The sequence below is a fragment of the Sphingobium sp. FG125 genome (assembly GCF_057809795.1).
Genome location: NZ_JBMDKQ010000001.1, coordinates 94,709 through 107,832 on the forward strand (window position 1 = coordinate 94,709; position 13,124 = coordinate 107,832).

Consider the following 13,124-nt stretch of genomic DNA (forward strand, 5'->3'; position numbering starts at 1 on the left):
GCGAAGCTCTCTTCTAGGAGTTCGCAAATGCCCACTGAAAATTTGAACAACATATCACCACAATTAAATGACGCTCAGCGGAAATCCGTTTCCACGGCGCTCCAGCTTGTGCCCGAAGAGCATGTGATAAAGCTCGTCGCCTTTCCTGACGAAGGAGATCGCTACCAATATACCCCCGCGACTATTCCCAATCTCAAGGCCATCTTGAAGGCCCACGGGATAGTCGTGCAATATAATCTGATTAAAAAGCGCGCCTATGTGACCATTCCCGGCCATCGGGGAACTATCGACAATGCAGCGGAGGTGACACTTGCCAAGGTCATCAGCCTTGCGGCCTCGTACAACATGCCCATCGGCACCGTTCCCATGTTTCTCGACGCGATCGCGGACGAGCATGCTTTCAATCCAGCGGCAGACTGGATCAGGAGCAAGCCATGGGACGGAGAGGATCGGCTTCCAGCCCTGTACGAGACGATCCAGGTCCGTGAGGGTTATCCTCCATCGCTTCGTGACCTGCTCTTGCGGAAGTGGATGTTGAGCGCCGCCGCCGCAGCCCTCATGCCTTCCGGTTTCAAGTCGAGAGGCGTCCTGACCTTGCAGGGCAAGCAGGGTATCGGCAAGACATCCTGGCTGAAATCTTTGATCGACGATCCGGAATTGCGCGACGACATAGTCAAGGTCGATCATCATTTGGACCCAAGCAACAAAGACTCGGTCATGATCGCCACGTCACATCTGCTTGTGGAAATCGGTGAGGTGGACTCGTCCTTCAAGAAGGATATCGCCCGGCTCAAGGGTTTCCTCACCAGCGATTTCGACAAGATCCGCAAACCCTATGGTCGTCGCGAGACAGATCAGCCACGGCGCACCGTGTTCATGGCCAGCGTGAACGAAACCAACTTTCTGGTCGATCCGACCGGCAACAGCCGGTGGTGGACGATCCGTGCGGAATCGATCGACTTCAACCATGGTATCGACATGCAGCAAGTGTTTGCGCAACTTGCGGACATGCTGGACGGCGGTGCAATCTGGTGGCTCGACCCGACCGAAGAAGAGGCGCTGGAGGCTGAGAACAGCCAGCATCAGATGGTTAGCGTCGTGGAAGAAAGCTTGATGGCGGCGATCGACCTGGACGTTTCGGAAGAAGATCGGCTCCAGCGCCCTGCCGTGGGCGCGATGCAGTTGCTTGTGGATGTTGGCATCGAGAGGCCGACCAACGCGCAGGCGAGGGAGTGCGGAAGTATTCTGCGCAAGCTCTACGGCGATCCAAAAAGGATCAAGGGCAGCGACAAGTGGCGTGTTCCGCTGCTGTCCTACAAGGAACCAAGCGGTCAGCGTTCAACAAGCGGCAAGCCAAAGCCCCGATTCGATTAGCTTTGGTGCTGTCGGGGTAAAGGAGGCACGGAGGCAGGGCAAATCTCGCCCGGCTGCCTCCCCACCCCCCACCTTGTCCGACTGCGCGCTGTGGTCGGGCGGGGTCCGTCAGCGTCGGACCGCTCGTGCGGCCGATCCTCCGAACGCAGCAGACCCGAACCGCTCATCCGGCACCTTCACCCTTCAACTGACTCGGTCGCGTCCCAGCGGCCTCAACATTTGAGAAAAGGACAATGCAATGGCTATTCAACATTTGACGGCGGACTTTTGCCGCTCGGTCCAGTGCGACCCTGAAAAGGACAAGGAAACCTATTATGATACGCTAATCAAAAACTTCTTTCTGGAAGTTCGATCCAGCGGCGGAAAGACGTTTTACTATCGGTATAAAAACCAATTTGGTCAGACAAAGGATAAGAAGGTTGCCCGCTATGGCGACCTTACTGTGGACAAGGTGCGGAAAGAGGCGGAGCGTTTAAGGTCGGTGGTGGCGCTCGGCGGCGATCCAATCGCGGAAAAGGCGGAGAAAAAGGCCATCCCGCTTTATTCGACCTTGGCCGATCAACATCTTGCCCACGCCAAAACGTATCAGCGATCATACGACACGACCGCCATGTATGTGAACCGGCATATTCTGCCGAAGTGGGGGAAGCACCGACTCACCGACATTACGCAGCAGGGTGTTGCTCAGTGGTTGGCCGACAAAGCAGGGGAGGGGCTTGCGCCCGCCACGGTTGAGAAGATCAGGGTTATCCTGGGCCGATCGTTCGAACTGGCCAAGCAGTGGGGTATGGCGGGCAGCGACAAGAACCCGACAAGGGGCATCCCTCGCAAGCCGATCAACAATGCCCGCGAACGGTTCTTAAATGCGGCGGAAGCAAAGCGGCTGCAAACGGCGGTTGCGGAGTCCCGCAACACCCAACTAAAATTCATCGTTGGTCTGCTACTCCTGACTGGCGCGCGGGTGTCGGAATTGCTGCAAGCCAAATGGGAGCACATCAACCTGGAACGACGCGCGTGGCTGATCCCGACATCGAAGACGGGAAAATCGCGGCATGTGCCCCTGAGCCAACCGGCGGTCGACCTGATCAAGTCGGTGCCCACGTTCAAGGACTGTCCCTACCTGCTGCCGAACCCCGATACCAAGCTTCCGTTCGTCACGATCAAGCATTCATGGCAGACGGCGCGGGATGAAGCTCTGCTGCCAGACCTGCGCATCCATGACCTTCGTCACAGCGCGGCATCGTTCATGATTAATGCGGGCGTGGATCTTTTCGCGGTCGGCCGGGTGCTGGGTCACGCCGATCACAAGAGCACGATGCGCTACAGCCATCTGGCGAACGACACGCTGCTGGCCGCAGTCGAGGCCGGAGCGAAGAAAATGAAGGGCAGCCCTGCTCTTCGCTGAAAATTGATCCTCCCGTCCGTGTGCTGGCCTTTGTGGGTTAGTACGCGGGCGGGACCGGACGACGCCTCACTATTTTTTGGAGATCATCATGAACGACATAGTTGACGAGGGAATTTGGACGCGCGTTATCGGTGTTCGCACCGTTGCGGAATGGGATAAACGCTGGCAACTGGTGCCATACTGGCGGACGGCTGATACGCCTGAACTGCGACGAGGACGCGGTATCGTGCGCTTTTGCCTACACGGAGAGGTTGTGGCGATCGCGCGTGCGTCCGATAACCAGCGCGGTTTTTTGAAGAAGTTCAGCGATTACGTCCGGCCAAGCTCCAGCAGCCGCGATCATCCGATGGGGCGGCGGATTTATGAAAGCCGATACAATTTGACGGCAGAAATCATCGTGACCGGAGAGAGCAAGGACATGGAACGGGTCAACATTGCGTTGAAGGACGCGATGGTCGAACTGTATGCACCCGTTTGGCTGGTCTCGGCCATCATGTAAACTCGATCCCCATCCTAGGCGGGCATCGTGGCCAGTGCATGGGTGAGGCCTTTGGTTTTATTTTTTCGTGGCAGGTGAGCTAGGTGGCAAACCGATGCTGATTTGCCTATTGCATCGGTCAATCAAGTCCGCAATATCCAGTCGGAACAAACCATGAATCAAGGGACAATTATGCTCACTTCGCTGGAATTGTGCGCTGGTGCCGGAGGACAAGCGCTGGGTCTCGAAAAGGCAGGTTTTGAGCATGAAGCGTTGGTCGAAATTGATTCTAGTTGCTGTGACACACTTCGCGAAAATCGACCCCATTGGAATGTTATTGAAGACGACCTGAGAGTTTTCAAGGAGCGAGCATCCGATTTCAGGGGTGTGGATCTCATCGCAGGCGGGGTGCCGTGCCCGCCATTTTCTTTGGCTGGCAAACAACTTGGTGAGCGAGACGAGCGCAACCTATTTCCTGATGCTCTGGACATAATCGACGCAACTCGACCGCGTGCTGTCATGATCGAGAATGTGCGAGGGTTTCTTAGCGCCGTATTTCATGACTATCGGGAAGGGTTGAAGAAGCAGCTGAAAAAGTTGGGATACGAAACGGATTGGCGACTGCTCAATGCCTCCGATTTCGGTGTTTCTCAGTTGCGCCCGCGCGTTGTCATCGTTGCGCTGCGCTCTGAGTATGTTGATGCTTTTGCATGGCCGGAAGGGGATGGCCGCAATCCTCCTACGGTCGGCCAATGCCTTTACGATCAGATGGCTGCCAGCGGTTGGCGTGGGGCAAAGAAGTGGCGCGATCATGCTGACGAAATCGCGCCTACGTTAGTGGGCGGTTCTAAGAAGCATGGTGGTCCCGACTTGGGGCCGACCCGTGCAAAAGCTGCGTGGGCTACCTTGGGAGTTAACGGAATGTCACTGGCTGATGCAGCGCCTGAGCGTGATTTCGTTGGTATGCCGCGTCTTACGGTTCCAATGGCCGCAAAGCTGCAAGGTTTCCCGAACGACTGGAAGTTCGTTGGGCGCAAAACGGCCGCCTACCGGCAGGTTGGAAATGCCTTTCCGCCTCCTGTTGCCCAAGCTGTCGGGGAGAAGGTAGTTGCGGCCCTTGCGAACCCCTCATCCGTTAAGCGACGTGCATGACCTTCAACAGTTTCTAACGATGTGATAGCCACCCCTAACAGTTTCGTTGGGGGTGGTTTTGCGCAAGAAGATTCCGGCATCTGCAGTCGTTCCAGGGCATCCTGATTATGCTCTGCTAAACAGCCTTGCCGATGAAATCGAAATCCGGGCGGGCGGGCAAGCCTCTCTGAAAGCTGAGATTCCAATCATGCTTCGGGAGTGCATCGACTCGCTCATCAACACACCGCGCACGGGGCGTCGCGATTTCAACGAGTTGGAGAAGGTCGAAAAGACTTTCATCGGCACTCATGTCGAGATCGTCATTCGTAAGTTTCTTCGCCTCGAAAAAGGTATTCTAGATACCGTCATTCTCGGCCATGACGTGGACATCAAGTTCACGACAGGCGACAATTGGACTATCCCCCCGGAGGCCTACGGGCATCCTTGTCTCGTCATTGCGGCGGATGAAGAGCGTTCCCTCTGTTACATGGGGCTGATCATCATTCGAACTGAGGTTATGCATGGTGGAGCGGGAAATCGTGATGCCAAGCGGGGGATCAGCACGGAAGGTTTCAGCAACATCATGTGGTTGCTTTGCGATCACCCGTATCCGCCAAATTTTTGGCGCACAGTCGAGAAGGCAGCAATTGAACGCATCACATCTGCACGCTCTGGCAACGAACGTGTGTCGGCACTTTTTGAAGAGGTGCAGGGGAGGCCGATTTCTCGCGATGTTATCGACGCAACCGCAAGGCAAAAGGATTTTACCCGCCGCACGCGATCAGATAATGGCCGTGGAAGCAGGGACACGCTGCTGGAGCAAGGAATTCTGCTACTAACCGGCACGAAGCATCCTGCGCTGATTGACGCGCTGGGCCTGCCTTCCTGTCGCCGGGGTGAGTATATTTCCTACGCACCCAAAACCGAAGCGGAGTGGGTCATCGCAGCGGAGCATGGTGTCAACCGGCCGAAGGTGCGATAACGTCTCTTATGATGAATGGCACCAAGTACCTGGACAGATTGCGCAATTTGCTGATATTTTGAGATCTGGCATCAGATAGGGCGTTAGCATTGGACAACCTAAGAAATATCGAGACGGCTTGCGAAGTGCTTGCCCACGGTGCTTGGACCGGTATCGACATTGCATTAGCGCTAAAGATGCCGCGTGGAAGAACGAAGCGATGCCCTGAGTGCCATGGGCAGGTCAGAGCGCATTCTGCAGGCACAAACGGCATGAAAGCACATATGGAGCATTTCACGCGGCATCGCGGTTGTTCCCGTGGTGATTGCTTTGACGGAACGCCTCGACAACATCCCGATGCGATTAAATAGTTCACCCACCGCATGGACAGCGACGATCGCGCAACTCATCCGGGTATAGCGCAGGTCGGATTTGAAATCGCTTCCTACCAAAGTGCCTTTAAAAGGAAACCGCGCAAACCGGACTTCTCCTGCGTTTGGGTCTGGCGTGGGTGAGGGCGGAAATACCTTCCCGCTTTGCCCCAGAACTGGCTAAAAACTTCGCTTTTCGGGGATTGCTTCCAAGGCCTTCGTAATGCGGGGGTCACAGGTTCGAGTCCTGTAAGCGGCACCATTTTCCGGCCCTGACTGCCGGCTTTTCCGAAATTCATCGCTTCATATGCTCACCCGCGCCGGAGCATTTCGCCCCGGCGCAGGCTGCGTGGTCAGAATTTGTAGCCCAAAGTCACGCCATAGGTGCGCGGCGGCAGGTAGGTGACGCCGATGATGCGGCCGGTGGAGATCGCAAAGGTGCTGCTTTCGCGCAGCGTGTTGTTGATATTCTTGATCCACAGCGACGCCGTCACCGTGTCCGTCCGGTCGATCCAGCGCAGGGATGCGTCGAACATCGTATAGGCCCGCGTGCCTTCCACCAGCCGCTTGAACTCGGTGAAATAGACATTGCTCTTGCCCGACAAGTCCCCGCTCAGCGTCAGCGTGCCGGTCTCGGTCAGGACCGGCAGGTCCACCTCAATCCCCGCGCTATAGGCCCATGTCGGCGAATTGCGCGTGGGGTTGCCCGCCAGCTGGATGTTGCACGGTGCATTGGCGTTGAGCGCGCCGGGGCCACATGGCGCGCCAAAGGCCGTCGGGTCGGAATTGGTGACGGGGTTATAGGCGGGCTGCCCCGCCTGTGCGACGTTGACCGGGTTCAGCGGATCGACGGTGATGAAGTCGTCATATTTGCTGTCGGTGTAGGACACGGATCCGCGCAGGCGCACGCCATCGACCGGACGGGCCATCAGGTCCGCCTCGACACCGGTGGCTGACGTCTTGGCCGCATTTTCAAAGATGGTGGTAAAGCCCGCGGGGCCGCCGCCGATCGTCTTGTTGATCTGCAAATCGTCCAGCTTGTAATGATAGGCCGCCAGATTGATCTGCAAGCGCCGGTCGAGCAATTCCGCCTTGATGCCCAGTTCGTGGTTCTTCATCTTTTCCGGCCGCACGATCGTGGTGCTGCCCGCCGCATTCTCGCCCGAACCAGCCTTGAAGCCTTCCGAATAGGTATAATAGAGCAGCAGGTCGCGGTTGGGCTGCCATTGCAGGCCGATTTCCGGGGTGAAATCCTTGAACGTCTTTTCGCGGTAAGTGCCTGCAACCGTCGTCTTGCGCACCTGCGCCACGGCGGGATTGCCGTTGGCGGTCAGGATGATCGACGGGTTGGCGCTGTCCACCTTCTCATGGCTGTAGCGCCCGCCCAGTTTCAGCGACACGCCATTGAGGCCAAACGCCTCGCCCATGTCGAAATTCAGCTGCCCGAACGCGGCATAGGCGCGGGTGCCAAGGCTGGATTTCAGGCAGACGCGGTTGGGCGACGTTCCGGCGGGGAAGTTGCACATCGCCAGCGCTTCGGCCAGCGTCACCGATCCTACGGGCGCTGCGACATTGTCGACGAAGGTCGGCCGCGTCGCCAATACGGTGATGTTGGACGCCAGGTCGTTGGTCGAACTCAGGCCAACCTGATCGCGCGGCCGCTGCCGCTCATGGAAATAATAGAGGCCGACGACGCCCTTCACGATGGCGCTGTCATATTTGAATTGCAGCTCGTTGCTGAACTGCTGCGCATCGATCGTCCGGGTCTGGATCGACGTCGAATTGGGCAGGGTGGCGACCAGCGCCGACCCGTCGAGATCCTGTATGAGCTGCGTCTTGAAATCGCGATAATTGGTGATGTTGCCAATGCTGAAAGCGTCGCTCAGCTCGATATTGAGCGTGCCGGTGACCGAATAGCTTGTGGTATCGACCGAGGGCGGCTCGTCGCTGCCCAGATCGCGCGGGTTGGTGGCAAAGCCGCCGGTGCCGGTCGGGGCCAGCCGGGCGACGCCGGGAAAGGCGGGGCCGCGATAATGGACCGCGCCGCTATTGTCATTCTGACGGAAATATTCGCCCGACAGCAGGAAATCCACCTTGTCCGACGCGATCAGATGGACCTGCCCACGCACCATGTAACGGAACAGGTCATCGACATCGCTGCCGCCCTTGAACGGGTTGCCGCCATAGCCATCGCGCGCCTCGACCTTGCCCGCCAGACGAAAGCGGATGGCATCGACGATCGGGCCACCGACCGCGGCTTCGGCGGTCATGGCATTATAATTGCCATAGCCGATGCGGGCGTAGCCTGCGAATTCAGCAGTCGGCTTGGCGGTGATCAGGTTGATCGAACCGCCAACCGCGTTGCGGCCATAGAGGCTGCCCTGCGGCCCGCGCAGCACTTCGACCCGCTCCAGATCGAACAGGGACGTCAGTTGCGCTTCGGCACGGGCGACATAGGCGCCATCGACATGCAGCGCGACGCCAGTGCTGGACCCGGTCGTGGAGGTATTGGCCCCCACGCCGCGAATGAACACTTTGGCCTGGTTGAAATCATTGCCGAAGGTGACCGATGGCACCAGCTGCTGGATGTCCTGCAAATTGCTGACCCCGGCATTGGCCAGCTGATCCCCGCTGACCGCCGACACCGCGACGCTGACGTCCTGCAAGGATTGGCTGCGTTTCTGCGCGGTGACGATGATGTCCATGCCGTCGGTCTGCGCCTGAACAAGGGGGCTCAGCCCAATGCTGGAAACCGATGCGAACAAGGCGCACATGGCGCGCGCATTGATGGATGCTTTCAAAGCGTCTCTCCCTGGAACCGGACATCGTGAAATTGTGTCCTGGGAATACAATTATCACGGTGTGTTGGTGCGCACAATCGGCCCCATCACCTGTCTTTAGGATCATGTGGCTTATTGGCCACTATCGCCTCCAGCGCCGTCAGGATCGGCGGCATTGCCTGGCTCAACCCTTGCGCACGCGGGCTGAACAACAGGCCGATCGTGCGCCGCGCGCCAAAATCCTTGAGCGCCGCGCGCGCCATGCCCGGCCAGCCATAGCCCATCGGCATCACCGTCACGCCCAGCCCCGCCGCGACCATCTGCATCACCCGCTCGTCATTGGTCGCGCGAAAGGCGAAATGCGGGCGCACGCCGCGATCGACGAAATAGCGGCTGGTCGCCGACAGCGCCTCGCAATGGCGGCGCACGATCATCACCTCGCCCGCCAGCTCCTCCGCCGCGATCATGGCCCGCCCGGCCAGTGCATGGCTGGCGGGCAGGGCCAGGCCATAGCCTTCCTCCGCGATCGGGCGCACCGCATAGCGATCCGTCCCATCGCGCACCAGGGTCAGCGCCACGTCGATCCGCTCCGCGTCCAGCCGCGCCAGCAACTCGCGCTCGGTTCCCGGCACCAGCTCCAGCGCCTGCGCATCGCTGGGCGCGCAACCCGCCACTGCCTGCGCTACCAGCGCGCCGGGAATGCTGGTCAGCAGGCCGATGCGCAGCGGCGCGCCCCGTGCCGATCGCGCGCCTGCCTGCTCGGCCAGGTTGAATTCCCGCTCGATCCGCCGCGCATGGCCCAGCAGCCGCGCCCCCGCGCCGGTCAGCTCGACCCGCTGGTTGCTGCGCAGGAAGAGCGGCGCGCCGACCGTCTGCTCCAGCTTGGCGATGCCCACTGATAGGGTCGGCTGCGACACATGGCAATGCGCCGCCGCACGGGAAAAATTGCCCTGGTCGACCACGGCCAGGAAATAGCGCAGCAAATAGCGTTCGATCATAGATAGAAACTATACACTATGCCGCGCCCTTTCAATTTTTCTCTTGGGCTGCCAACCGCTAGGATGGGGACAATGGAGAGATGCCAATGACCGATTTCGATTTTGCCCTGGGCGAGACTGCGGACATGATCCGCGACACCACCCGCCGCTTCGCCGATGACCGCATCGCCCCGCTGGCTGGGCGGATCGACGCGGAGGACTGGTTCCCCCGCACGCTGTGGCCCGAAATGGGCGAACTTGGCCTGCACGGCATCACCGTCGATGAGGCGGACGGTGGCCTGGGCCTTGGCTATCTGGAGCATGTCGTCGCGCAGGAGGAAGTCGCCCGCGCGTCCGCCTCCATAGGTTTGAGCTATGGCGCCCATTCCAACCTCTGCGTCAACCAGATCCGCCGCTGGGGCAATGCCGAACAGAAGGCGCGCTACCTCCCCAAACTCATTTCCGGTGAGCATGTCGGCAGCCTCGCCATGTCGGAAGCGGGGGCCGGGTCGGACGTCATGGCGATGAAGCTGCGCGCCGACAAAAAGGGCGACCACTATATCCTGAACGGCACCAAATACTGGATCACCAATGCGTCGGAAGCCGACACTCTGGTCGTCTATGCCCGCACCGGGGACGGGTCCAAGGGGATCACCACCTTCCTCATCGAAAAATCCATGCCGGGCTTTTCGATCGGGCAAAAGATCGACAAGGTCGGGATGCGCGGATCGCCCACCGCCGAACTGGTGTTCGACGATTGCGAAGTGCCGGAAGCCAATATCATGGGTCCGCTCAATGGCGGCGCGGGCGTTTTGATGTCGGGCCTCGACTATGAACGCACCGTGCTGGCGGGCATCCAGCTTGGCATCATGCAGGCCTGCCTCGACGTCGTGCTACCCTATGTCCGCGAACGCCAGCAATTCGGCAAACCGATCGGCGCATTCCAGCTGATGCAGGCTAAGATTGCCGATATGTATGTCGCCCTCAACAGCGCGCGCGCTTACGTCTATGCCGTCGCCAAGGCATGTGACGCGGGGCGCACCACCCGCTACGACGCGGCGGGCGCGATCCTGCTGGCCAGCGAAAATGCGGTGAAGGTCGCGCTCGAAGCGGTGCAGGCGCTGGGCGGCGCGGGCTATACCAGGGGCTGGCCGGTCGAACGCTTCATGCGCGACGCCAAGCTGCTCGACATTGGCGCAGGCACCAATGAAATCCGCCGCATGTTGATCGGCCGGGAACTGGTCGGGGCATAGAATATGGTCGAGTTAGGCTGTGACAATCTCGTCCGTTCGTTTCGAGCGAAGTCGAGAAACCCCAGCACAGCGATAACGGCTTCTCGACTTCGCTCGAAGCGAACGGAGGTTGGTTTGACGGATCAGGCCTTACCCACGAACAGGAACGCCACTCCCGCCATGATGCAGGCAAAGGCAGCGAAATGGCGCCATTGCAGCGGTTCGCCCAGCACCACGACCATGAACCCGCCGAAGATCACCAGGGCGATGGCCTCCTGTGCGACTTTGAGTTGCCCCGCCGACCAGCCATGGGCAAAGCCGATGCGATTGGCGGGCACGGCAAAACAATATTCGACCAGCGCGATGCCCCAGCTGATCAGGATGACCAGCACCAACGGCTTGGTCATCCCACCTTTCAAATGCCAGTACCAGGCGACGGTCATGAAGAGGTTTGAAATGACAAGGAGAGCGATGGTGGGCATGAGCGGCCTCGAACAGGGCAGGGCGCACAGATGTGGCACCACCGGGCGCGGGAGCGCAAGGGTGCACGCCTCATCGGCATCCTCCCCTTGCAGGGGATGTGGCTGGCCGCAGGCCAGACGGAGGGGTGTAACCCTCTCGATGGCTCGACACCCCTCCGTCACGCCTTCGGCGCGCCACCTCCCCTTAAAGGGGAGGATTTGAGATGAGTGCGCCGATCCTCGACACCAAAGTCTTCCCAGACAGCGAAGCCTTCCGCAACAACGCCGCGCACAACCGCGCGCTGGCCGAAGACTTGCGCGCCAAGGTCGCTACCGCAGCGGCAGGCGGCTCCGCCAGCGCCCGCGACAAGCACACCGCACGCGGCAAACTCCTGCCCCGCGACCGCGTCGAGCGTCTGCTCGACCCCGGCTCGCCTTTCCTCGAAATCGGCCAGCTTGCCGCCAATGGCCTTTATGGCGATGAAGTCCCCGGCGCGGGCCTGATCGCGGGGATAGGCCGCGTCGCGGGTCGTCAGGTCATGATCGGCTGCAACGACGCCACGGTAAAGGGTGGCACTTACTACCCCGTCACCGTGAAAAAGCATCTGCGCGCGCAGGAAATCGCGCTCGAAAACCGGCTGCCCTGCATCTATCTGGTCGACAGCGGCGGCGCGAACCTGCCCAACCAGGCGGAGGTTTTTCCCGACCGCGACCATTTCGGCCGTATCTTTTATAATCAGGCGAACCTGTCGGCTCAGGGCATCCCCCAGATCGCCTGCGTCATGGGCAGCTGCACCGCGGGCGGCGCTTACGTCCCCGCCATGTCCGACGAAACCGTCATCGTCCGCAATCAGGGGACGATCTTCCTCGCCGGTCCGCCACTGGTGCAGGCCGCGACTGGCGAAGTCATCACGGCGGAGGATCTGGGCGGCGGCGACCTGCATGGCCGCAAGTCGGGCGTGGTCGATCATGTCGCCGACAGCGACGATCATGCGCTGACCATCGTGCGCGACATCGTCTCGACCCTGCAACCCGATCGCAAACCGGACCTGAACCTGCGCGAACCCCGCCCGCCCAAATATGACGCTAGCGACCTGTACGGCATCATCCCTGACGATGTCCGCGCCCCCTATGACGTGCGCGAAATCATCGCGCGGATCGTGGACGGCAGCGAATTTCACGAATTCAAGGCGCTCTACGGCACCACGCTCGTCTGCGGCTTTGCCCATATCTGGGGGATGCCGGTCGCCATCATCGCCAATAATGGCGTCCTGTTCAGCGAAAGCGCGCAGAAAGGCGCGCATTTCATCGAACTCGCCTGTCAGCGGCGTATCCCCTTATTGTTCCTCCAGAATATCTCCGGCTTCATGGTCGGCGGCAAATATGAGGGCGAGGGGATCGCCAAGCATGGTGCCAAGCTGGTCACCGCCGTCGCCACCGCGCAGGTGCCCAAGATCACCGTCCTGATCGGCGGCAGCTTTGGCGCAGGCAATTACGGCATGTGCGGTAGAGCCTATCAACCCCGCTTCCTCTTCACCTGGCCCAATGCCCGCATCAGCGTGATGGGCGGCGAACAGGCCGCGTCCGTGCTGGCCACCGTCCACCGCGACGCGGCCAAATGGAGTGCAGAGGAAGCCGAAGCCTTCAAGGCCCCCGTCCGCCAAAAATATGAAGAAGAAGGCAACCCCTATTACGCCACCGCCCGCCTGTGGGACGACGGCGTCATCGACCCCGCGCAAACCCGCGACGTACTGGGCCTGGCCTTTGCGGCGACGCTGAACGCGCCGGTCGGCGAGAGGGCGCAATTTGGCGTGTTTCGGATGTGATGGGGGTGGGTACGCCCCTAAAATTCCTCCCCCAGCTTGTCTGGGGGAGGGGGACCGTCCGGCGCAGCCGGATGGTGGAGGCGCGCAAGCCTCGTTTCTGGCACACCAAATTGCTCAGCACTTTCGTC

11 protein-coding genes are annotated in these 13,124 nt (G+C 60.0%); 8 read left to right on the forward strand and 3 right to left on the reverse strand.

Annotated elements, in window-relative coordinates; genetic code table 11:
• Positions 1 to 27 precede the first annotated feature (27 nt).
• The 6 genes from ACODSR_RS00525 (at position 28) to ACODSR_RS00550 (ending at position 5,720) form a co-directional block, all read left to right on the forward strand.
• Positions 28 to 1,374: a VapE domain-containing protein gene (locus tag ACODSR_RS00525; protein WP_489072708.1), complete on the forward strand. Its 1,347-nt coding sequence runs from the start codon at positions 28 to 30 to the stop codon at positions 1,372 to 1,374.
• A 238-nt stretch (positions 1,375 to 1,612) separates the two neighbouring features.
• Positions 1,613 to 2,779: a site-specific integrase gene (locus ACODSR_RS00530; RefSeq protein ID WP_489072710.1), complete on the forward strand. Its 1,167-nt coding sequence runs from the start codon at positions 1,613 to 1,615 to the stop codon at positions 2,777 to 2,779.
• Positions 2,780 to 2,867: 88 nt separating this feature from the next.
• Positions 2,868 to 3,278 (forward strand): hypothetical protein, encoded by a 411-nt coding sequence (locus ACODSR_RS00535; RefSeq protein WP_489072712.1) that lies wholly within the window; start codon positions 2,868 to 2,870, stop codon positions 3,276 to 3,278.
• A 102-nt stretch (positions 3,279 to 3,380) separates the two neighbouring features.
• Positions 3,381 to 4,409: a DNA cytosine methyltransferase gene (locus ACODSR_RS00540; protein WP_489072714.1), complete on the forward strand. Its 1,029-nt coding sequence runs from the start codon at positions 3,381 to 3,383 to the stop codon at positions 4,407 to 4,409.
• A 58-nt stretch (positions 4,410 to 4,467) separates the two neighbouring features.
• The gene (locus tag ACODSR_RS00545; RefSeq protein WP_489072716.1) at positions 4,468 to 5,370 is read left to right on the forward strand and encodes a NaeI family type II restriction endonuclease; all 903 of its coding nucleotides are present in this window, start codon (positions 4,468 to 4,470) and stop codon (positions 5,368 to 5,370) included.
• Between the two features lie 125 nt (positions 5,371 to 5,495).
• The gene (locus ACODSR_RS00550) at positions 5,496 to 5,720 is read left to right on the forward strand and encodes a hypothetical protein (RefSeq protein WP_489073140.1); all 225 of its coding nucleotides are present in this window, start codon (positions 5,496 to 5,498) and stop codon (positions 5,718 to 5,720) included.
• Between the two features lie 353 nt (positions 5,721 to 6,073).
• Here the strand turns inward: ACODSR_RS00550 and ACODSR_RS00555 are convergent, their stop codons facing one another.
• On the reverse strand, positions 6,074 to 8,521 hold the full coding sequence (locus ACODSR_RS00555) for a TonB-dependent receptor (RefSeq protein WP_489072718.1): 2,448 nt from the start codon (positions 8,519 to 8,521) through the stop codon (positions 6,074 to 6,076).
• 86 nt (positions 8,522 to 8,607) lie between these two features.
• Positions 8,608 to 9,498 carry a LysR family transcriptional regulator gene (locus ACODSR_RS00560; RefSeq protein WP_489072720.1) on the reverse strand — a complete coding sequence of 297 codons (891 nt, stop codon included), beginning with the start codon at positions 9,496 to 9,498 and terminating at the stop codon, positions 8,608 to 8,610.
• Positions 9,499 to 9,584: 86 nt separating this feature from the next.
• Here ACODSR_RS00560 and ACODSR_RS00565 point away from each other — a divergent pair, with 86 nt between their 5' ends.
• Positions 9,585 to 10,730 (forward strand): isovaleryl-CoA dehydrogenase, encoded by a 1,146-nt coding sequence (locus ACODSR_RS00565; RefSeq protein WP_489072722.1) that lies wholly within the window; start codon positions 9,585 to 9,587, stop codon positions 10,728 to 10,730.
• Between the two features lie 122 nt (positions 10,731 to 10,852).
• On the opposite strand, the gene ACODSR_RS00570 is transcribed toward ACODSR_RS00565, so the two are convergent.
• Positions 10,853 to 11,191, reverse strand: a complete 339-nt coding sequence (locus ACODSR_RS00570) for a DMT family protein (protein WP_489072724.1) — start codon at positions 11,189 to 11,191, stop codon at positions 10,853 to 10,855.
• 203 nt (positions 11,192 to 11,394) lie between these two features.
• Between ACODSR_RS00570 and ACODSR_RS00575 the strand changes: the two genes are divergently transcribed.
• A complete protein-coding gene (locus ACODSR_RS00575) occupies positions 11,395 to 12,996 on the forward strand; it encodes a carboxyl transferase domain-containing protein (RefSeq protein WP_489072726.1) in 1,602 nt (533 codons plus the stop codon).
• Positions 12,997 to 13,124 lie beyond the last annotated feature (128 nt).

Coding starts and splice junctions, on each gene's coding strand:
- ACODSR_RS00575 (WP_489072726.1), top strand. CDS start 11,395: ATGAGTGCGCCGATCCTCGACACCAAAGTCTTCCCAGACAGCGAAGCC.
- ACODSR_RS00525 (WP_489072708.1), top strand. CDS start 28: ATGCCCACTGAAAATTTGAACAACATATCACCACAATTAAATGACGCT.
- ACODSR_RS00565 (WP_489072722.1), top strand. CDS start 9,585: ATGACCGATTTCGATTTTGCCCTGGGCGAGACTGCGGACATGATCCGC.
- ACODSR_RS00570 (WP_489072724.1), bottom strand. CDS start 11,191: ATGCCCACCATCGCTCTCCTTGTCATTTCAAACCTCTTCATGACCGTC.
- ACODSR_RS00535 (WP_489072712.1), top strand. CDS start 2,868: ATGAACGACATAGTTGACGAGGGAATTTGGACGCGCGTTATCGGTGTT.
- ACODSR_RS00530 (WP_489072710.1), top strand. CDS start 1,613: ATGGCTATTCAACATTTGACGGCGGACTTTTGCCGCTCGGTCCAGTGC.
- ACODSR_RS00560 (WP_489072720.1), bottom strand. CDS start 9,498: ATGATCGAACGCTATTTGCTGCGCTATTTCCTGGCCGTGGTCGACCAG.